The sequence below is a fragment of the Tenacibaculum sp. HL-MS23 genome (assembly GCF_032463465.1).
GTDB lineage: Bacteria > Bacteroidota > Bacteroidia > Flavobacteriales > Flavobacteriaceae > Polaribacter > Polaribacter bernardetii.
In genome coordinates, this window is record NZ_CP135989.1 from 2,086,145 (window position 1) to 2,106,031 (window position 19,887).

The 19,887-nt window shown below is 31.7% G+C and carries 22 protein-coding genes; 21 read left to right on the plus strand and 1 reads right to left on the minus strand.

Annotated features, from left to right (window positions below; all coding sequences use genetic code 11):
* Window positions 1-51: 51 nt before the first annotated feature.
* From RRF68_RS09705 to RRF68_RS09770, 14 genes are all read left to right on the plus strand, one after another.
* Window positions 52-1,740 carry a glutamine--tRNA ligase/YqeY domain fusion protein gene (locus RRF68_RS09705; RefSeq protein WP_218771928.1) on the plus strand — a complete coding sequence of 563 codons (1,689 nt, stop codon included), beginning with the start codon at window positions 52-54 and terminating at the stop codon, window positions 1,738-1,740.
* 224 nt (window positions 1,741-1,964) lie between these two features.
* Complete coding sequence (gene ricT, locus RRF68_RS09710) at window positions 1,965-3,530, plus strand: regulatory iron-sulfur-containing complex subunit RicT (protein WP_315944221.1); 1,566 nt, start codon at window positions 1,965-1,967, stop codon at window positions 3,528-3,530.
* Window positions 3,517-4,005, plus strand: a complete 489-nt coding sequence (locus RRF68_RS09715; RefSeq protein WP_218771930.1) for a gliding motility lipoprotein GldH — start codon at window positions 3,517-3,519, stop codon at window positions 4,003-4,005. The genes ricT and RRF68_RS09715 overlap by 14 nt, the downstream gene beginning before the upstream one ends.
* On the plus strand, window positions 4,005-6,302 hold the full coding sequence (locus RRF68_RS09720; protein WP_315944222.1) for a transglycosylase domain-containing protein: 2,298 nt from the start codon (window positions 4,005-4,007) through the stop codon (window positions 6,300-6,302). The genes RRF68_RS09715 and RRF68_RS09720 overlap by 1 nt, the downstream gene beginning before the upstream one ends.
* Window positions 6,303-6,362: 60 nt before the next feature.
* A complete protein-coding gene (locus RRF68_RS09725; protein WP_275315996.1) occupies window positions 6,363-7,064 on the plus strand; it encodes a CoA transferase subunit A in 702 nt (233 codons plus the stop codon).
* A gap of 4 nt (window positions 7,065-7,068) precedes the next feature.
* Window positions 7,069-7,725 (plus strand): CoA transferase subunit B, encoded by a 657-nt coding sequence (locus RRF68_RS09730; protein ID WP_315944223.1) that lies wholly within the window; start codon window positions 7,069-7,071, stop codon window positions 7,723-7,725.
* Between the two features lies 1 nt (window position 7,726).
* A complete protein-coding gene (locus RRF68_RS09735) occupies window positions 7,727-7,954 on the plus strand; it encodes a hypothetical protein (RefSeq protein WP_315944224.1) in 228 nt (75 codons plus the stop codon).
* Entirely contained in the window at window positions 7,955-8,185 is a 231-nt protein-coding gene (locus RRF68_RS09740) for a hypothetical protein (protein ID WP_315944225.1), read from the plus strand.
* Window positions 8,185-8,946 carry an exodeoxyribonuclease III gene (locus RRF68_RS09745; RefSeq protein ID WP_218771936.1) on the plus strand — a complete coding sequence of 254 codons (762 nt, stop codon included), beginning with the start codon at window positions 8,185-8,187 and terminating at the stop codon, window positions 8,944-8,946. Before RRF68_RS09740 ends, RRF68_RS09745 begins: the two co-directional genes overlap by 1 nt.
* A 9-nt stretch (window positions 8,947-8,955) precedes the next feature.
* On the plus strand, window positions 8,956-10,482 hold the full coding sequence (locus RRF68_RS09750; protein WP_315944226.1) for a lytic transglycosylase domain-containing protein: 1,527 nt from the start codon (window positions 8,956-8,958) through the stop codon (window positions 10,480-10,482).
* A gap of 27 nt (window positions 10,483-10,509) precedes the next feature.
* Window positions 10,510-11,502, plus strand: a complete 993-nt coding sequence (locus tag RRF68_RS09755; protein WP_218771938.1) for a DUF4837 family protein — start codon at window positions 10,510-10,512, stop codon at window positions 11,500-11,502.
* A gap of 91 nt (window positions 11,503-11,593) precedes the next feature.
* On the plus strand, window positions 11,594-12,091 hold the full coding sequence (locus tag RRF68_RS09760; RefSeq protein WP_218771939.1) for a DUF1761 domain-containing protein: 498 nt from the start codon (window positions 11,594-11,596) through the stop codon (window positions 12,089-12,091).
* A gap of 115 nt (window positions 12,092-12,206) precedes the next feature.
* Window positions 12,207-13,673, plus strand: a complete 1,467-nt coding sequence (locus RRF68_RS09765; RefSeq protein WP_315944227.1) for a DUF5687 family protein — start codon at window positions 12,207-12,209, stop codon at window positions 13,671-13,673.
* Between the two features lie 26 nt (window positions 13,674-13,699).
* Window positions 13,700-14,395, plus strand: coding sequence for an ABC transporter ATP-binding protein (locus RRF68_RS09770; RefSeq protein ID WP_218771941.1), 696 nt, complete (start codon window positions 13,700-13,702; stop codon window positions 14,393-14,395).
* A 662-nt stretch (window positions 14,396-15,057) separates the two neighbouring features.
* On the opposite strand, the gene RRF68_RS12815 is transcribed toward RRF68_RS09770, so the two are convergent.
* Window positions 15,058-15,231: a SipW-dependent-type signal peptide-containing protein gene (locus RRF68_RS12815; protein ID WP_410016845.1), complete on the minus strand. Its 174-nt coding sequence runs from the start codon at window positions 15,229-15,231 to the stop codon at window positions 15,058-15,060.
* A gap of 640 nt (window positions 15,232-15,871) precedes the next feature.
* Here RRF68_RS12815 and RRF68_RS12820 point away from each other — a divergent pair.
* The 7 genes from RRF68_RS12820 to RRF68_RS09805 all read left to right on the plus strand — a co-directional run bounded on the left by RRF68_RS12820 (window position 15,872) and on the right by RRF68_RS09805 (window position 19,880).
* A complete protein-coding gene (locus RRF68_RS12820) occupies window positions 15,872-16,801 on the plus strand; it encodes a tetratricopeptide repeat protein (RefSeq protein ID WP_410016846.1) in 930 nt (309 codons plus the stop codon).
* Window positions 16,802-16,820: 19 nt separating this feature from the next.
* Complete coding sequence (locus tag RRF68_RS09780; protein ID WP_218771943.1) at window positions 16,821-17,228, plus strand: polymer-forming cytoskeletal protein; 408 nt, start codon at window positions 16,821-16,823, stop codon at window positions 17,226-17,228.
* Window positions 17,197-17,427, plus strand: coding sequence for an AtpZ/AtpI family protein (locus RRF68_RS09785; RefSeq protein ID WP_218771944.1), 231 nt, complete (start codon window positions 17,197-17,199; stop codon window positions 17,425-17,427). The genes RRF68_RS09780 and RRF68_RS09785 overlap by 32 nt, the downstream gene beginning before the upstream one ends.
* Entirely contained in the window at window positions 17,420-17,800 is a 381-nt protein-coding gene (locus RRF68_RS09790; RefSeq protein ID WP_275316001.1) for a DUF6168 family protein, read from the plus strand. The genes RRF68_RS09785 and RRF68_RS09790 overlap by 8 nt, the downstream gene beginning before the upstream one ends.
* A gap of 139 nt (window positions 17,801-17,939) precedes the next feature.
* On the plus strand, window positions 17,940-19,061 hold the full coding sequence (atpB, locus tag RRF68_RS09795) for a F0F1 ATP synthase subunit A (protein ID WP_315944229.1): 1,122 nt from the start codon (window positions 17,940-17,942) through the stop codon (window positions 19,059-19,061).
* 45 nt (window positions 19,062-19,106) lie between these two features.
* Window positions 19,107-19,295, plus strand: coding sequence for a hypothetical protein (locus RRF68_RS09800; RefSeq protein ID WP_218771947.1), 189 nt, complete (start codon window positions 19,107-19,109; stop codon window positions 19,293-19,295).
* A gap of 87 nt (window positions 19,296-19,382) precedes the next feature.
* A complete protein-coding gene (locus tag RRF68_RS09805; RefSeq protein ID WP_218771948.1) occupies window positions 19,383-19,880 on the plus strand; it encodes a F0F1 ATP synthase subunit B in 498 nt (165 codons plus the stop codon).
* Window positions 19,881-19,887 lie beyond the last annotated feature (7 nt).

The window sequence follows — 19,887 nt, forward strand, 5'->3', positions numbered from 1 at the left end:
CTTTTTTTGGATAAAATTTTCCGTAATTTTGCACTTCAATTTCAACAGAAGATGTCAGAAGAAAAAAAATCATTGAATTTTTTAGAACAAATTATTGAAGAGGATATTGCAAACGGATTACCAAAAGAGAATTTACGTTTTCGTTTTCCGCCAGAACCTAACGGATATTTACATATCGGTCACACAAAAGCTATCGGAATTAGCTTTGGTTTAGGTGAAAAATACAATGCGCCAGTAAACTTACGTTTTGATGATACAAACCCTGCTAAAGAAGAGCAAGAGTATGTAGATGCTATTAAAGAAGATGTTACTTGGTTAGGGTATAAATGGGCAAATGAATTGTACTCATCTGATTACTTTCAGCAATTATACGATTGGGCTGTTTTATTAATAAAAGATGGTAAAGCGTATGTCGATAGTCAATCTTCTGAAGAAATGCGCGCTCAAAAAGGAACACCAACAAAGGTTGGAACAAATAGTCCTTTTAGAAGCAGATCTGTTGAAGAAAATTTAGATTTATTTAGCCGAATGAAAGCTGGTGAATTTGAAGAAGGAACGCATGTTTTAAGAGCTAAAATAGATATGGAATCGCCTAATATGTTATTACGTGATCCGTTAATGTATCGTATTTTAAAGAAAACACACCACAGAACAGGAAACGATTGGGTTATTTACCCAATGTATGATTGGACGCATGGTGAGAGTGATTATTTAGAGCAGATTTCACATTCTTTATGTTCTTTAGAATTTAAACCTCATAGAGAATTATACAACTGGTTTCGCGACAATGTTTACGAATACAGTAAAACCGAATTACCAAATCCGCCAAAGCAACGCGAGTTTTCTCGTTTAAACTTAAGCTATACTATTATGAGTAAGCGTAAGTTGTTAACATTGGTAGAAAAAGGAATTGTAAATGGATGGGATGATCCAAGAATGCCAACAATTTCTGGATTAAGAAGACGTGGTTACACACCAGCATCAATCCGTAATTTTATAGAAACTGTTGGAGTATCAAAAAGAGAAAATATTATTGATGTTTCGCTGTTAGAGTTTAAGATTCGAGAAGATTTAAACAAAACAGCAAACAGGGTTATGGGAGTTTTAGATCCTGTAAAAGTAATTATAGATAATTATCCTGAAGATAAAGAAGAGATTTTAATTGCAGAAAACAATCCTGAGGATGAAAATTCTGGCACAAGAATTATTCCTTTCGCAAGAGAAATTTATATCGAAAGAGAAGATTTTAGAGAGGAAGCAAATAAGAAGTTTTTTAGATTAAAATTAGGAAAAGAAGTTCGTTTAAAAAATGCTTATTTTATTACTGCAACAAGTTGTGAAAAAGATGAAAACGGAGAAATTACGGTAATTCACTGTACATATGACCCGAAAACAAAATCGGGAAGTGATACAGAAGAAAGCAAGCGAAAAGTAAAAGGAACCTTACATTGGGTATCTGTAAAACACGCTGTAAAAGCTGAGGTAAGAGCATACGATCGTTTGTTTTTAGATGAAGCTCCAGATAACCATAAAGACAAAGATTTTATGGAATTTGTGAATCCTAATTCATTAGAAAAAATTACTGCTTTTGTAGAACCAAGTTTACAAACAGCAAAAATAGGGCAACAATTTCAGTTTCAACGTTTAGGATATTTTAATGTAGATGATGATTCTACTACCGAAAATTTAGTATTTAATAAAACAGTTGGTTTACGAGATAACTGGGCAAAAAAGAACTAAATAGAAATAATATTTTTAATTAAAACACCTCAAAGTTTCATAAAACTTCGAGGTGTTTTTTTATAAGTCAAATCCATTTTTAATTTTCGATAGAATATGTATCTTTACTGATTAAGGGAGGTTAGAATAAAAAAGTTTATCTAGCTGAAAATCAATAATAAAAAGTGTTTTTTGATACTGGGATAATTCAGATTTAAAAAACGCTTGTAAAAATATACTATATTATGAGTTGTAACAGTTGTTCAACCAGTAAAGACGGTGTACCAAACGGATGTAAAAGCAATGGGAATTGTGCCTCTGGTACCTGTGGAAGTGGAAATAAATTGGCCGTTTTTGATTGGCTGTCGAATATGACTTTACCTACAGGTGAAGCTCCATTTAATATTTTTGAAGTTCGATTTAAAAACGGACGAAAGCATTTTTATAAAAACACCGAAAAATTAACAGTTTCGATGGGTGATGTTGTGGCAGTTGAAGGATCATCTGGTCACGATATTGGTATTGTTGCGTTGGCAGGAGAGCTAGTTAAAGTTCAAATGAAGAAGCGAAAAGTTTCTGAGAATAGTGAAGATGTTAAAAAGATTTACAGAAAAGCTACTCAAAAGGATATTGATATTTGGCATACAGCCAGAGATAGAGAACAAGAAACTCAGCGAAAAGGAAGAGAGATTATTAGCCGTTTAGGCTTAAAAATGAAACTTTCAGATGTAGAGTATCAAGGAGACGGAACCAAAGCAACTTTTTATTATACAGCCGATGAACGTGTAGATTTTCGTCAGTTAATTAGAGATTTAGCAGGAACTTTTTCTATTCGTGTAGAAATGAAACAAGTTGGTATGCGCCAAGAAGCAGCACGTTTAGGAGGTGTTGGTTCATGTGGTAGAGAGCTTTGTTGCTCTACTTGGTTAACTGATTTTAGAAAAGTAAATACCGCGGCAGCACGTTATCAGCAATTATCACTAAACCCTTTAAAGTTAGCAGGGCAATGTGGTAAATTAAAGTGTTGTTTAAATTTTGAGCTAGATACGTATTTGGATGCTTTACAAAGTTTTCCGAAACAAGATAAAATACTAAAAACTGAAAAAGGAGATGCCGTTTTTGTTAAGATGGATATCTTTAAAAAAATACTTTGGTATACTTATAAGCATGAAAGTTTTAAGTGGTTTCAATTATCATTAGAGCAAGTTCAAGAAATTATTGAATTAAATAAAAATAATGAACTGGCTTTACCGTTAGATGAATATGAATTAGAAATAGTTACAGAGACTGTTGTTGATTTTGAAAATGTTGTAGGACAAGATAGTTTAACTCGTTTTGATGCGCCAAAGAAATCGCGTAATAATAGACGAAAAACAAGAAAGCCTTTAAATAAAAAAGAGCCAGTTAAACCTGCTGATGCAGGACCAAAAAGGAGACCTCAGAGAAAACCAGTAAGTAAAACTGATGATAATTCTGCAGCTACACCTAGGCCTAGAAGAAAACCCCAAAGGAAGCCAGTAAACAAAGTTGAAGGAGCTAAACCGTCTGAAGTTAGCCCAAATAGAAAACCTCAAAAAAGGAGACCGATAAATAAAGAAGCGAATAAGAGCGCAGATAAAGAGGGGATTGATAATAGGAAACCAAAACCAAGAAATAATCCTAGAAGCAATAAGTCAAAAACAGAAAAAGTACAAGGCGATAAAAATATTAAGCCAGAAAATAAGAAGCCAAACGCTCCGAAAAGACGAAGCAATAATCAAAGAAGAAAGAAGCCTAACGAAAACACGGACAATAAAAATGAAAAAGAATAGTTTACTAATACTTTTTTTAACAGTTTTTACAATTGTATCATGTGATTCAGATAGAATATATGATGAGTATATAACGTTGCCTGAAAGTTCGTGGAATAAGAGCAATGCTGTTACTTTTAATTTCTCGGTAAAAGATTCTATAAACAAGAAAAATCTTTTTATAAACCTTAGAAATAATAATGAATATAATTACAGTAATTTGTTTTTAATCGCTCAAATTAACTTTCCAGACGGTCAAATAATTATAGATACGTTAGAGTATGATATGGCAGATGTTTCCGGTAAGTTTTTGGGGGAAGGATTTTCTACAATTAAAGAAAATAAACTTTTTTATAAAGAAAATATAATATTTCCTAATACAGGAGATTATATATTTAAAGTTAAACAAGCCATGAGAAAAAATGGCAATATTGAAGGGATTGAAGAACTTGAAGGAATATCTCAAGTAGGATTTAGAATTGAAAAAACACAGTAATGACAAAGAAAAAAACAATTAATTTTAGTACATATATCAAATGGTTTTGGGGCATTATATTAGGAGGGTTCCTTTTTATATGTCTATTGTTTTTATTAGCTTCTTGGGGTGTTTTTGGAGATTTACCATCTTTTGCAGAATTAGAAAACCCTAAAAGTGATTTAGCAACAGAAGTTATTTCAGCTGACGGAAAAACATTAGGAAAGTATTATGTTAAAGCAAACAGAACACCTATAAAATATAAAGATTTACCTCCAATTTTATTGAAAGCTTTAATAGCTACCGAAGATGAACGTTTTTATGAACATTCAGGTATTGATTTTAGAGGATTGGCAAGAGCAGTATCTAAATTAGGAACCGAAGGAGGTGCAAGTACAATTACCCAACAGTTGGCTAAAAACCTATTTAATCAAGGAGGTACAAGTAATAAGTTAGTAAGACTTACTCAAAAATTAAAAGAATGGGTAGTTGCGGTAAAATTAGAGCGTCAATACACTAAAGAAGAAATAGCAACCATGTATTTAAACACACAGGGTTTTCTTTTTAATGCAACAGGTATTCGTTCTGCGGCACGTATTTATTTTGGCAAAGAACCTAGAGATTTAGATGTGCAAGAGGCCGCTATTTTAGTTGCAATGTTAAAAAATCCGAGGCAATACAATCCGCATAGAGAACGCTCTAAAGAAAAATCATTAGGACGAAGAAATACGGTGTTTTCTCAAATGGAAAAAAATGGAGTTATAACCGAAGAAGAAAAAGATTCGCTACAAAAAACACCTTTAAGAATAAATTTCACTCCAGAAAGTCATAGCGACGGGTTAGCTACTTATTTTAGAGAAAACCTAAAACAACGCTTAAAAAAATGGGCTAAAGAAAACCCGAAAGACAATGGCCAGGCTTATAATATTTATAAAGACGGATTAAAAGTATATGTTACTATAGATTCTCGTATGCAGAAATATGCCGAAGAGGCAAGTAGAGAGCATATGTCTAATTTGCAATCTTATTTCTTTGAGGAGCAAAAAAGAAATAAAACAGCACCTTTTTATGATTTAGATAAAAAAGAGATTTTAAATAATATGAAACGTGCTAAGCGAAGATCTGTTCGTTATAAACGCATGAAAATTAATGGAAAATCAGAAAAAGAAATTGAAAAATCTTTTAAAACTGATGTTGACATGCGTGTGTTTTCTTGGAAAGGAGATCGTGATACGGTAATGACACCATATGATTCTATCCGTTATTATAAACACTTCTTGCGTTCAGGATTAGTTTCTATCGAGCCTCAAACAGGTCATATTAAAGCTTGGGTAGGCGGTATTAGTAATAAATATTTTAAATACGATGCTGTAGAGCAACAAAAAAGACAAGTAGGTTCTACATTTAAACCTTTTGTATATGCAACTGCTATTAATCAGTTAAAAATGTCTCCTTGCGATAAATTGCCTAATGTATTGTATACAATTCCGAAGGAAAAATATGGAATGCCAGAAGACTGGACACCTAAAAATGCTAGTAATGAATATGGTGGTGAATTAACATTAAAAAAAGGTTTGGCAGGATCAGTAAATGTTATCTCAGCACAATTAATAGATAAAGTCTCTCCTGTAAATGTAGCGCGTTTAGCAGAATCAGCAGGAATAACATCAAAAGTTGATGCCAATCCATCAATTGCTTTAGGAGCAGTTGATTTATCGTTAATCGAAATGGTAAGTGCCTATTCTACTTTTGCAAATAAAGGATTACGTGTAAGTCCCATGATGATTACTCGTATAGAAGATAAAAACGGAACAGTTTTAGAAGAGTTTGTGCCAGAAACAAAAGAGGTTTTAAGTGAAGAATCATCATATGTTATTCTTGATTTAATGAAAGGTGTAACAACAGGCGGTTCAGGTATCCGTTTACGCTTGCCATATAAATATCCAGATTATATTACAGGACATCCATATAACTTTACAAATCCTATTGCAGGAAAAACAGGAACAACTCAAAACCAGTCTGATGGTTGGTTTATGGGAATTGTGCCTAATTTAGTTACAGGCGTTTGGACAGGAGGTGAAGATAGAGCAACGCATTTTGCAGGAATAGCAAAAGGACAAGGAGCAGCAATGTCTTTGCCAACATGGGCATTATTTATGAAAAAATGTTATGCTGATGAAAGTTTAAATATAAGTCAGGAAGATTTTGAAAAACCTTCAGAAGCGCTTTCTATCAATGTTAATTGTGATGAGGTAAAAGAGGAAGATGTTAAAGAAGGTGAGGAAATAAAGGTAGAAGAAGGCGATACTGATTTTTAACGAATTTGTTTTGATGATGAGAATCAAAGAAGCTTTTTTAATATAAAACAAACAACTACAATGATAAATAAAAAAGTAAATAACGTACAAGAAGCCGTAGCTGGTGTAAAAGACTCTATGACTTTTATGTTAGGAGGTTTCGGTTTGTGCGGAATACCAGAAAACGCTATTGCAGAGTTAGTAAAATTAAATGTAAGAGATGTTACCTGTATTTCTAATAATGCAGGTGTAGATGATTTCGGATTAGGTTTATTACTTCAAAATAAACAGATTAAAAAAATGATTTCTTCTTATGTAGGAGAGAATGATGAGTTTGAACGCCAGATGTTATCTGGTGAGTTGGATGTAGAATTAACTCCACAAGGAACTTTAGCAGAAAAGTGTAGAGCTGCACAAGCAGGTTTTCCTGCATTTTATACGCCGGCAGGTTACGGAACAGAAGTTGCAGAAGGAAAAGAAACACGTGAGTTCGACGGAAAAATGTATGTTTTAGAACCAGCTTTTAAAGCAGATTTTGCTTTTGTTAAAGCATGGAAAGGAGATACTGCAGGGAATTTAATTTTTAAAGGAACAGCACGTAATTTTAACCCGAATATGTGTGGTGCTGCAACCATAACAGTTGCTGAGGTAGAAGAATTAGTGCCAGCAGGAACATTAGATCCTAATCAAATTCATATTCCAGGAATTTTCGTACAACGTATTTTTCAAGGAGAAAAATATGAAAAGAGAATTGAGCAACGTACTGTAACCCCAAAATTGTAAGAAAATGGCTTTATCAAAACAACAAATAGCACAGAGAATAGCGAAAGAATTACAAGATAAATGGTACGTTAATTTAGGTATCGGAATTCCGACTTTAGTAGCTAATTATATTCCTGAAGGCATTGAGGTTGAGTTTCAATCTGAAAACGGATTATTAGGTATGGGACCTTTTCCTGTTGAAGGAACAGAAGATGCAGATTTAATAAACGCAGGTAAACAAACGGTTACTGTTTTAGATGGTGGTTCTATTTTCGATTCAGCAACAAGTTTTTCTATGATTCGTGGTAAACACGTTCAGTTAACTGTTTTAGGAGCGATGGAAGTTGCTCAGAACGGAGATATCGCTAACTGGAAAATTCCAGGAAAAATGGTAAAAGGAATGGGTGGCGCGATGGATTTAGTTGCATCAGCAGAAAATATTATTGTTGCGATGATGCATACCAATAAGCGTGGCGAATCTAAAATATTAAAAGAATGTTCATTGCCTTTAACAGGTGTTGGTTGCGTAACTAAAGTGGTTACCAATTTAGCGGTGTTAGAAGTTAAAGAAGGTGCATTTCATTTATTAGAAAGAGCTCCAGGAGTATCTGTTGAAGAAATTCAGAATGCTACAGCAGGAACTTTAATTGTAAACGGAGAAGTTCCTGAAATGAATATTTAGGATGAAGTTTTTAGCTAAAAACAGCTTTATTGTAGTTTTTCTGGTCGTACTTCTTGTAAGTGCAATTCTAGATAAAGTATTTAATATTGAAAGTTTAGGAATTAGAATAGCTGTTTCTGCTTTTTTTGCAGTACTGGTTTCTCCTAGAAAAAAGAAAATTCAAACTCAGACAGGAGAGAAAACTCAAATTACTTGGTTTTTTCTAAAAAAGCCTATTATTTTAGATTAAATGATACAATTAATAAAGAAAATCCACAGAATTATTTATCCTCTTTTAGCAATCTTTTTTTTACTGATTTTAGATAAAGCATTTCATGTAGAGCCAGATTGGCTACGAATTGCGGTAGCAATTGCTTTAGGGTATTTTTTATCACCAAGAAAAAAAATAATACAAACGCAAACAGGAGAAAAGAAACAGTTAACCTGGATTTTTCTTAAAAAACCAATTTTTTTAGATTAATGAAAATAATCTCATACAACGTAAACGGAATTCGTGCCGCATTAAAAAAAGGATTCATCGATTGGTTACAAGCTGCAAATCCAGATGTGATTTGTATTCAAGAAACCAAAGCGCATAAAGAACAGTTAGATGTAACAGAATTCGAGAACGCTGGCTATCCATATCATTATTGGTTTTCAGCACAAAAAAAAGGCTACTCATCAGTAGCTGTTTTTTGTAAAGAAGAACCTAAACATATTGAATACGGAACGGGAATTGAATCTATGGATTTTGAAGGTAGAAACCTTCGTGTAGACTTTGAAGAGGTCTCGGTAATGAGTATGTATTTACCTTCGGGAACCAATGCTGCAAGACTAGATTATAAATTCAATTATATGGATGAAATCTTAGCATATGCCGCTGATTTGAGAAAAACGATTCCGAATTTAGTGATTTGCGGTGATTATAACATTTGTCACGAAGCCATTGATATTCATAACCCAAAAATGAAAGGAGTTTCTGGATTTTTACCAGAAGAACGTGAGTGGTTAACTAAATTTATTGATAGCGGTTTTACAGATAGTTTTCGTTATTTAAATCCAGAAAGGCAAGAATATTCTTGGTGGAGTTATCGCGCAAATTCTAGAGCCAATAACAAAGGTTGGCGTTTAGATTATGCGATGGTTTCTGAGCCGTTAAAAGAAAAAATTTCAAGAGCCTATATTTTACCTGAAGCAAAACATTCAGATCACTGCCCGATTGTGGTTGAATTAGATATTTAAAATAAAAATATGCGAAACCTACTAATACTACTTTTTTTTACAACATCAATCTTTGCGCAACAACCTGTTGATAGCCTTTTGGTGCCCGAAAAAAGTGTACAAATAATAAGTGATTCTACTTTAATAGCAATAGACACTATCAAAATAAAACAGTTAGAAGATTTATATTCTGATGCTGATTTAAAAATTATTGATAGTTTATTGATTGAAGAAAAGTTTAATTCATCATTATTTGATAGTATTCAGTATGTAATTAATGATAAAGATATTATTGGTAATACAACAACCATACTTTCTTCGGATTTATTAAAAAAACGGTTAACAGATTTAGATTTACAAACACCATTTCATTTAGCATACAACCCTGCATTAGAAAAGGTGATTAATAGTTATTTAAAATACCGAAAAAAATATTATCCGGCGTTAATGGCAAAGGCACAATATTATTTTCCGATGTTCGAGCAGTATTTAGATCAGTTCGATGTTCCGTTAGAAATGAAATATTTGGCTATTGTAGAATCTGCTTTGCGCCCTGCAGCTCGTTCTAGAGTTGGTGCAACAGGTTTGTGGCAGTTTATGTACGGTACAGGAGTGCAGTTTAACCTAAAGGTAAGTTCGTATGTAGATGAACGTCAAGACCCGGTAAAAGCAACTATTGCAGCTTGTAAATATTTAAGTCAGTTATATAAAATTTTTGGAGATTGGGATTTGGCATTGGCCGCTTATAACTCAGGACCAGGAAATGTTTCGAAAGCAATAAAACGCTCTGGAGGATATCGTAATTACTGGAATATTCGTCCGTTTTTACCACGTGAAACTGCGGGTTATGTTCCTGCATTTTATGCAACGATGTATATTTTTGAATATGCCGAAGAACACGGGATTTACCCTGAGCCACCAAATATCTTCCATTTCGAAACCGATACAGTTCGCGTAAAAAGAACAATCACTTTCGATCAAATTTCAGAGAAAACGAAGATCGATACTGAGTTGCTGTCTTTCTTAAATCCGGCGTATAAATTAGATATTATTCCATATATAAAAAACAAAAATTACGCAGTTCGTTTGCCTCGAAAAAACATGATAGATTTTCTTGATAAGGAGAAAGAGATTTATGTTTTGGCAAAAGAAGATGAAGGTAAAAGAGAAAAACCTTTGCCTAAGTATTTTGAAATGGATAAACGCATTCGTTATAAAGTACGTAGCGGAGATTATTTAGGGAAAATAGCAAATAAGTTTGGCGTAAGAGTTAGCGATATAAAACGATGGAACGGTATGCGTAATCATCGTTTAAAAATAGGGCAACGTTTAAGTATTTATCCGAAGAAAATAGGTGTTACTAAGAAGGTGTCTAAAAAGAAGTATAAGGTTCCGACCGGCAAGCACGATATTTATGTAGTGCAAAATGGAGATTCATTATGGACAATCTCTAAAAAATATCCATCAGTTTCTATTGAGCAAATAAAAAAGTGGAACAATATTTGGAGTGCTAAAAGTCTAAAGCCAGGAATGAAGCTTAAAATTTTTAAAGGTTAAAAAATACACTACTAAAAACTACAAACTATGAAAAAAACAATAATCTTACTTTTTTCGATATTCTTAGCGATATCATGCAATACAGGTAATGGAAAAGACAGTTATGTTTTGCCAACATCTAATGGTAACACCAATAAAATAATGGTGGTTGTTAAAGGAATAGATTGGGAAGGAAAAGTTGGAGATCAAATACGTAAAGTTTTTGGTGAGCATCAAGTAGGTTTGCCTCAACCAGAAACCTTGTTATCGGTTAGCCAAATAGATCCTGTGGGTTTTGGTAGTTTCATGCGACATGGAAAAGCGGTTTTAATGATTAAAGAAGGTAAAGAAGAAAGTATTACTGTTGAAAAAAACAAGTATGCAGCACCTCAAATTATTGTACATGCAACTGCAAAGAATAAAGCTGGGATTATAAACCTTTTAGATACTCGAGGAAAAGAGATTATCAAGTTGTTTAAAGATGAAGATATTAAGTTTTCACAACGTATTTTTAAAAAAGAACGTATTGATGAAACGAAGTTTAAAACGATTAAAAATATAGGTTTAACAATAGATATTCCTAAGAGATATAAATTGGTTGAAGATGCGGGTAATTTTATTTGGTTTCGTCAGCATTTATCTAGTGGTATAGCACGAGGAGACGGGACTAATAATGTATTAATATACACGGTTCCTTTAGAAGATGAAACAACTGTTGCCGATAATATTACAGCAGTACGAGATACAATTGGTAAAAAATACATACCAGGTAGTAAAGAGGGTATGTATATGATTACCGAACAAGCATACACTCCGTTTACTTTTGATGCTGTTATAGATGGTAAAAAAGCATATGAAACTCGTGGTAAATGGGAAGTTAAAAACGATTTTATGGCAGGACCATTTATAAACTACACGATAATTGATAAGAAAAATAATCGCTTAGTGGTTTTTGAAGGTTTTACGTATGCACCATCGGTAAATAAACGTGATTTTTTGTTTGAATTGGAAGCAATTGCTAAATCAATGAAAATAAAATAAAATTTATTTTAACGATAAATAACAAAAAAGCATCAAATTTATATTTGATGCTTTTTTGTTATATTTGACTATAAACCAAAACTTTATATTTATGAAATTTAATTTTTTAATATGCGCACTAGCAGCATTGGTACCAATGATAATAGGATTTGTTTGGTATGGACCACTTTTTGGAAAAGCATGGATGAAAGAAATGGGTTTCACAGAAGAAAGTTTAAAAGGTGGTAATATGCTTAAAATTTTCGGATTATCGTATGTGTGCAGTTTTTTAATAGCATTTGTATTACAAACGTTGGTTATTCACCAATGGGGAGCTTTTTCTACTTTAATGGGAGAACCAGGTTTTACAGAAGGATCAGGAGGAGCATCTACCTATTTTCAAGAATTCATGTCAAATTTTGGTGATCGATTTAGAACTTTTGGTCACGGTGCTTTACACGGAACCATGATTGGCTTATTATTAGCAGGATCTATAATTACAATTAACGGATTATTTGAAAGAAAAAGTTTTAAATATATTGCAATTAACGTAGGTTATTGGGTAGTAAGTTTAGCTATTATGGGAGGTGTATTATGTAAATGGGTTTAATTTTTATAAAGGTAAAAAACACCAAGAAGCATCAATTTTTAAAATTGATGCTTTTTTTATGTAACAAATAGTACATAATAGACTCTTATTATCAATCAATTAAAAATCAAACCAAATGATTGCACATTTTTTAAAATTAGAATGGAAACAATATTTTCGCTCTTCATATTGGCAAAAAGGAATTGCGTTAAAAATTATAATGGGCTTTTTTATCCTATATATTTTAGCTGTTTTTTTAGGAATTGGTATTGGAGGTTTTTTTCTTTTAAAGAAAATGTATCCAGAACAAGATCCGTTACAAATTGTAAACTCAATGTTAGTTTTTGCTATACTGGGAGATTTAATTTTCCGCTATTTAATGCAAAAATTACCAGTAATGAATATTAAACCTCTATTAATACTTCCTATAAAGAAAGAAAAATTAGTACACTATGTTTTAGGTAAATCGGCATTTTCAGGATTCAACTTCATGTCCTTGTTTTTTTATATTCCTTTTAGTGTAGTTTTAATTAGTCAAGATTATAATGTGGGTGGAGTTTTAGGTTGGTTAACCGCTATGTTTTTTATAATTCAAGTAACTAATTTTTTAAACTTTTTAATCAATAAGAATAATAGTGTATTTGCATTTATTGCTACATTACTAGTTGCTTTATTGGCATTGCAAAAGTTTACTAGCTTTAATGTTTCACTATATAGTCAACAAATATTTGATGCAATTGTAGTAAATCCAATTTTAGCATTAGTTCCCTTTGTTATTGCAGTAGTGTTATATTATGTAAATTTTAAACTATTAAGAGCAAGAGTTTATTTAGATGATTTAGTTGCAGTTAAAACTGAAGAAGCGAACACAGCAGATTTATCGTGGACAGAAAAATTAGGAGATATCGCACCATTTATAAAAAATGATATCCGATTAATTTGGCGAAACAAAAGAACAAAAACAGTTTTTTTAATGTCGTTCTTATTCCTTTTTTATGGGTTGATTTTCTTTACACAAGAAACTTATCAGAAAATGCCAGCAATGTTAATGTTTGCGGGCTTGTTTGTAACAGGAGGTTTTACATTAAATTACGGTCAGTTTATTCCGGCTTGGGATAGTGCACATTATAAAATGCTAATGAGTCAGAGTTTTAGATATCGTAAATTCTTAGATTCTAAGTGGTTTTTAATGGTTGCGATGACTACAGTTTTATACTGTTTAAGTTTTCCTTATTTATATTTCGGAACAAAAATATTTTTAATGATTACCGTGGGGGCTATTTTTAATATCGGTTTTAATTCACTGTTTTTGTTATATGCAGGATCTTTTAATAGAAAACGAATCGATTTAACAAAGGGAGGTTTCGGAAACACACAAGGAACAAGCGCAACGCAGTTTCTTATTATTATACCATTAATGTTATTACCAATGGCTATATTTTGGGTATTTAACAGTTTTGTTGGTTATAACTCAGGGTATATTTTAGTTGCTTTATTGGGAGTACTTGGTTTAGTTTTTAAGAATTACTTTATGAATTTGATAGAAAAAAAATATATCAAAGACAAATACGCGATGATTAACGCTTTCGGAAAAGAAGCATAAACAAAACAAAATTTAAAGAAAATAGTATGATTACAATAGATACAGTTTCAAAAAAATACGGACAAGCAGAGGTTTTAAATGTAGATAAAATAGAAATTCCTAGCGGACAAAGCTTTGGTTTGGTTGGTAATAATGGCGCCGGAAAAACTACGTTATTTAATATTTTACTAGATTTGATAAGACCAACAACAGGAGAAATTACAAACAACGATGTAGTTGTAAATAAAAGTGAAGATTGGAAAACTTTTACAGGATCTTTTATTGATGAATCTTTTTTAATAGGATATTTAACTCCCGAAGAATATTTCGACTTTATTGGAGATTTACGAGGAATGAATAAAGCGGATGTTATAGCATTTTTAGCGCCTTTTAAAGAGTTTTTTAATGACGAAATTCTGGGCAAGAAAAAATATTTACGCGATTTAAGTAAAGGAAATCAGAAAAAAGCAGGAATTATAGCTGCTTTAATGGGAAATCCACAAGTAGTAATTTTAGATGAGCCTTTTGCGAATTTAGATCCAACTACTCAAATCAGACTTAAAAAAATACTAAAGAGTTTAACAGAAAATGAAGAAGTTACCGTGTTAGTATCTAGTCACGACTTAAGTCACGTTACTGAAGTATGTGAGCGAATAGTTGTTTTAGATAAAGGAAATGTGGTAAAAGACATAAATACATCACCAGAAACGTTGCAAGAATTAGAAAGCTATTTTTCTGTATAATTAATAAAATATATCAATAAAAAGAGGTTAACTAAAATGTATACTATTTTAATTAACCTCTAAGATTTATTTTAAATAGCATTACGAGCACTAAAATTATTTTATTATTGTTATTTTTACGTTTTTACATACAATAAACTAACGAATATAGTTGTTGTACAGTAAAAGTATAACTATATGAATAAACTATCCAAACTTTTAGTTTTTACCCTTTTTTTAGCACTAATATATTCGTGTAGTGTAAAAAAAGATGCTTTTATAAATAGAAATTTTCACGCACTTACCACTAAGTATAATATTCTTTTTAACGGAGAGCAAGCTTATTTAAAAGGGCTCGAAGAGATTGAAAGCAAGCACGAAGATAATTTTTGGAAACGTTTACAAATAGAACCAATTAGTTTTGATGAGAATAAAATAGTAGTTCCTGTTTTGCAGCCTGGTACTGGTTTTAATGAAAACGAAGAAGAAGAGGTTGAAAACTTAACGTCTTTTGATAAAGCAGAAGAAAAAGCTGTAAAGGCTATTCAAAAGCACACGATGAATATAAACGGTTATGAAAAAAACCGTCAAATTGATGATGCTTATCTACTTTTAGGAAAATCTAGATATTACACACAGCGTTTTATTCCTGCGATAGAATCTTTTAATTACATTATAGTAAATTATCCGAATGCTAATTTAATTAACGAGACGAAAATTTGGAGAGCAAAAACAAATATTCGTTTAGATAATGAAAAACTAGCCATAGAATCTTTAAAGTTCTTATTAGAAGTTGAAGAAAACGAAGAAGAACTTCCTGATGCTATAAGAGAACAAGCACATACTGCAATGGCAATGGCGTATCAAAAAACAGATACGATTCAAAAAGTTATAGAACATTTAACAGCAGCTACTAAAATATTTAAAAACAAAGAGCAATCTGCTCGTAATATGTTTGTTTTAGGGCAAATTTACAGCGAATTAAATCACAGAGACTCAGCGCGAGTGGTGTTTAATAAATTAGCTGAAGCAAAAAAGGCACCTTACAAATACCGTATACGCGCAAATATTGAAATGGCTAAAAACACTGAAAACGATTCAGCATCGATAGTTGTTTTAGCTAGATTAAAAAAATTAATTAGAAATTCAGATAACCGTAAATTTTTAAATGCACTTTATTATCAGGCAGGTGTTTTAGAAGTAGGAAGAAATAAAACAGCAAATGCTATTGACTATTTTAAAGAATCAATAGCCGCAAAGACTAATAATAATTATCAAAAAACATATGCCTACGAAGGTTTAGGAAATATTGCATTTGATAAAGAAAACTATGTATTAGCAGGTTCGTATTACGATAGTGTTTTACAGGTAACGTCAAAAGAATTTGATCAAGAAAAGAGAATTAGAAGAATCAGAAGAAAAAACAAAGGACTAACAACTTTAAGAAAATATGAAGAGGTTGTAAAAAATAACGATAGCATTCTTAAGTTAGTTGCAATGACGACAGATGAAAGAACCGTATTTTTTGAAAATTATATAGCAAAAATTAAAAAAGAAGACGAAGAGAACAAGCAACAGCTGTTAAATGCACAAAACTTCGGAAGTTCTTTTGGTGGAGGATCGTCAGTAAACAATTCGAGTAATAAAGGAAAATGGTATTTTTATAATACTCAGGCATTAGGCTTTGGTGAATCAGAATTTCAGAGAGTGTGGGGTACGCGTCCTTTAGAAGATAACTGGCGTTTGTCTGATAAATCTACCATTGCAACGAATGATGTTGAAGAAACATCATCAGAACCAATTGTAAATAAGCGATATGTATTAGCAACTTATTTAAACGAAATTCCTACTGATAAAAAAGTAATAACCACTTTAACGGAAGATCGTAATGATGCTTTGTATAAATTAGGATTAATTTATAAAGAGCAATTTAAAAACACAGATCTTGCTATTAAAAATTTAGAACGCGTACAAAAAGAGCAAACAAATAAAGAATTGGAGTTGCCGATTAGTTATCATTTATATCAAGTTTATAAAAGTATTGGTGATCAAGAAAAATCAAACCGATATAAAGACGTTATTTTAAATAAGTATCCCGAAACAACATTCGCTCAAATAATATTAAATCCGGAGGAAAAATTAAAAGGAGGTAAAAAAGAAGATGCTGTTTTAGATAAGTATAAAGAAATTTATTATATTTTTAAAGAGAATAAATTTGAAGAGGTTGTAAAAGAGGTAACCGCTTTTTTACCAACAATAAGTAATTCAGAATTAATTCCTAAATTCGCACTCTTAAAAGCTTTATCTATAGGTAAGTACGAGAATAAAGAGGTTTATAAAAAAGCACTAGAATTTGTAGCTATTAGTTATGCAACAAAAGAAGAAGGTGTAAAAGCAAAGGAAATTTTAGATCAATTAAACAAATAATACACTAATTCCCCGAATCATGTTTAGTAAAGAAAATAAAAAAACAAGTGACAATAAAGTTTCAGAAAGAAACATTGTTGGTAAAAACACGCAAATAACAGGAGATATTATTTCTGAAGGAGATTTTAGAATTGATGGAACTTTAGAAGGAACAATTAAAACCAACGGTAGAGTTATTATTGGTGAATCTGGTTTTGTAAAAGGAAAGATTGAATGTGCAAACGCTGATGTAGAAGGTAAGTTTTCTGGAGAATTAGTTGTTTCGAACACATTAACAGTAAAAACATCAGCAAATATTAATGGAGATGTAGTTATTGGTAAGCTTTCTGTAGAGCCAGGTGCCTCATTTAATGCAACATGTGCTATGAAAGGAGCTGTAAAAGAACTAAATAAAGATGAGCAAAAAACCAAAGGTAAAACCGCTTAATAAATACATTCGGTTTACCAGTATTGCTCTTCAAATGGGTTTGACGATTTACTTAGGTAATTTACTAGGTAAGTGGTTAGATGTACAATATCCTAACAATGGAGAATTATATTCTAAAATATGCACACTTGCGGCAGTCTTTTTAGCAATGTTCTCGGTAATACGTCAAGTAACAAAAATTTCAAAAGATAATGATTAAAAGAATTTTGTTTTTCCTTACTGCTATTTTTATAGTATTCGCAGTAAGTTATTTTCCTCACGATTATATTTTACAGTCTAAAGAAATTTCTCTCTCATATTCATTGTTTTCAATATACCTGTTTCATCTTATCGCTACGGTGATTGTGTATGCGATTGTAGAGCTAGTAGCCTCTAAATTAATTAATCAAGCAGGATATGCATATTTAGCCTCTGTATTTTTAAAAATCGGATTTTTTGTCTTGATTTTCAAGGTTTCGGTTTTTGCAAACGAAGAACTTACACAGCCAGAAAGGTTTTCATTGGTAATTCCGTTGTTTATATTTTTAATTTCAGAAGCTATTGCCGTTTCGAAACTACTGAGTAGTAAATAGTTTCGTCGTTTTTTGATGAAAATAACAAGACGAAATAACAATAGAAAAACTAAATAAAAAAACGGTTTGTAGTTTTAATTACAATATGTACCTTTGCACGGAAATTTACAGACCTTAATCGTATATTCAAATTAAAGATATGATGATAGCAAAAAAATCTATCAATTTTTTAACAATACTTGTTTTAGTTTTTACTTCTTTTTCAATTTTTGGTAATGAAAAAGATGACCCTTCGCAAGATGGTGGTCGTGTAAATACAAAGGAAGAGATAGAAGCTTATAAGAAGCATCACTTAGCAGATTCGCATGATTTTTCATTGTTTTCATATACAAATGATGCAAATGAGAGAGTACACATCGGTTTTCCTTTGCCAGTAATTGTATGGACAAGTAAAGGGTTAAAGACTTTTATGTCTTCAGCATTTCATCATAATGATGATGGAAAAATTGTTGTAGATGCAGGAGGTGTTAAATTAGCTAAAGTACATAGTAAGATTTACGAATTAGAAGAAGGAGCTACCGTAGTTTCTTTTGATGAAGAGCATCATCCAGTAAAAGCGCATAAGTTATTAGATTTTTCTATAACAAAAAGTGTTTTTGGAATGCTACTAGTAGGTTTATTGATGATCTTCGGGTTTAGGTCATTAGCAAAAGGATATAAAAAAGGAGCAATACCAACTGGTTTTTCTAGAGTCTTAGAACCTTTGGTTTTATATGTTAGAGATGAAATAGCAAGACCAAATATAGGTGAGAAGCATTATCGTAAGTTTATGAGTTTTTTACTTACTGTTTTCTTTTTTATCTGGGTATCTAACATATTAGGATTAACTCCGTTAGGTTTTAATATTACAGGTCAATTAGCTGTTACAGTATGTTTAGCATTATTTACCTTTATAATAGTGCAGTTTTCAGGAAATAAAGATTATTGGAAACATATTTTTTGGATGCCAGGTGTACCAGTATTAATGAAAATTGTTTTAGCACCTATTGAAGTATTAGGTATGTTAACAAAACCTTTTTCGTTATTTGTTCGTTTATTTGCGAACATTACCGCAGGGCATGCAGTAGTTATGGGTATTGCAGCTTTAATGATTACATTAAAAGCACAGTTTGGAACAGCAGGAGCTACAGGAGTTTCTGTATTCTTAACACTGTTCTTAACGTTAATTGAAGTTTTGGTAGCGTTCTTACAAGCGTATATTTTTACAATGCTATCGTCATTGTTTATTGGTATGGCTGTAGAAGAGCATGAGCACCATTAAGAAGTAGAATAAAAATTTTGTTTAATTTAATATAAATCAATTAGTATGTACAATTTAATAGGAGCAGGTTTAATCGTAATTGGAGGTGGTTTAGGTTTAGGAAAAATTGGTGGTAGCGCAATGGAAGCTATTGCTCGTCAACCTGAAGCAGCTAATAAAATTCAAACTGCAATGATTATTATCGGAGCATTATTAGAAGGTTTAGCATTTGGTGCTTTACTTTTAGGAAAATAATCCGAAAAATTAAAAACAAACACTTTCTGCAACGGTTGGTTGCAGAAGTGTTTTATTAAACAATAAAAAAATACAAAATTAAGTAGTATGGAAATTTTTAATGATTTTTCAATAGGGTTGTTTGCAATGCAAGCTTTTATCTTATTAATCTTGATTTTTTTGATGATGAAATTTGCTTGGAAACCTATTCTATCTGCATTAAATGATAGAGAAGAAGGTATTCAAACTGCATTAGATCAAGCAGACAATGCTCGTAAGGAAATACAAAACTTGCAAGCAGATAATGAGAGAATGATCAAAGAAGCACGTGCAGAAAGAGATGCAATGATGAAAGATGCTCGTGATATTAAAGAAAGTATTCTTGCTGAAGCAAAAGAAGAAGCAGAAGGCCAAACTTCTATCATGATAGAAAATGCTAAAGCAACAATAAAACAAGAACAACAAGCTGCAATCGCTGAATTAAAGAAAAATGTAGCAAATTTGTCTATAGATATCGCTCAGCAATTAGTAAGAAAAGAATTAGCTTCTAATGACGAGCAATTAAAGCTTGTTGAAGGAATGTTAAAAGAGGTTACTTTAAACTAAGCAATCG

Coding starts and splice junctions, on each gene's coding strand:
- RRF68_RS09705 (WP_218771928.1), top strand. CDS start 52: ATGTCAGAAGAAAAAAAATCATTGAATTTTTTAGAACAAATTATTGAA.
- ricT (WP_315944221.1), top strand. CDS start 1,965: ATGAGTTGTAACAGTTGTTCAACCAGTAAAGACGGTGTACCAAACGGA.
- RRF68_RS09715 (WP_218771930.1), top strand. CDS start 3,517: ATGAAAAAGAATAGTTTACTAATACTTTTTTTAACAGTTTTTACAATT.
- RRF68_RS09720 (WP_315944222.1), top strand. CDS start 4,005: ATGACAAAGAAAAAAACAATTAATTTTAGTACATATATCAAATGGTTT.
- RRF68_RS09725 (WP_275315996.1), top strand. CDS start 6,363: ATGATAAATAAAAAAGTAAATAACGTACAAGAAGCCGTAGCTGGTGTA.
- RRF68_RS09730 (WP_315944223.1), top strand. CDS start 7,069: ATGGCTTTATCAAAACAACAAATAGCACAGAGAATAGCGAAAGAATTA.
- RRF68_RS09735 (WP_315944224.1), top strand. CDS start 7,727: ATGAAGTTTTTAGCTAAAAACAGCTTTATTGTAGTTTTTCTGGTCGTA.
- RRF68_RS09740 (WP_315944225.1), top strand. CDS start 7,955: ATGATACAATTAATAAAGAAAATCCACAGAATTATTTATCCTCTTTTA.
- RRF68_RS09745 (WP_218771936.1), top strand. CDS start 8,185: ATGAAAATAATCTCATACAACGTAAACGGAATTCGTGCCGCATTAAAA.
- RRF68_RS09750 (WP_315944226.1), top strand. CDS start 8,956: ATGCGAAACCTACTAATACTACTTTTTTTTACAACATCAATCTTTGCG.
- RRF68_RS09755 (WP_218771938.1), top strand. CDS start 10,510: ATGAAAAAAACAATAATCTTACTTTTTTCGATATTCTTAGCGATATCA.
- RRF68_RS09760 (WP_218771939.1), top strand. CDS start 11,594: ATGAAATTTAATTTTTTAATATGCGCACTAGCAGCATTGGTACCAATG.
- RRF68_RS09765 (WP_315944227.1), top strand. CDS start 12,207: ATGATTGCACATTTTTTAAAATTAGAATGGAAACAATATTTTCGCTCT.
- RRF68_RS09770 (WP_218771941.1), top strand. CDS start 13,700: ATGATTACAATAGATACAGTTTCAAAAAAATACGGACAAGCAGAGGTT.
- RRF68_RS12820 (WP_410016846.1), top strand. CDS start 15,872: ATGACGACAGATGAAAGAACCGTATTTTTTGAAAATTATATAGCAAAA.
- RRF68_RS09780 (WP_218771943.1), top strand. CDS start 16,821: ATGTTTAGTAAAGAAAATAAAAAAACAAGTGACAATAAAGTTTCAGAA.
- RRF68_RS09785 (WP_218771944.1), top strand. CDS start 17,197: ATGAGCAAAAAACCAAAGGTAAAACCGCTTAATAAATACATTCGGTTT.
- RRF68_RS09790 (WP_275316001.1), top strand. CDS start 17,420: ATGATTAAAAGAATTTTGTTTTTCCTTACTGCTATTTTTATAGTATTC.
- atpB (WP_315944229.1), top strand. CDS start 17,940: ATGATGATAGCAAAAAAATCTATCAATTTTTTAACAATACTTGTTTTA.
- RRF68_RS09800 (WP_218771947.1), top strand. CDS start 19,107: ATGTACAATTTAATAGGAGCAGGTTTAATCGTAATTGGAGGTGGTTTA.
- RRF68_RS09805 (WP_218771948.1), top strand. CDS start 19,383: ATGGAAATTTTTAATGATTTTTCAATAGGGTTGTTTGCAATGCAAGCT.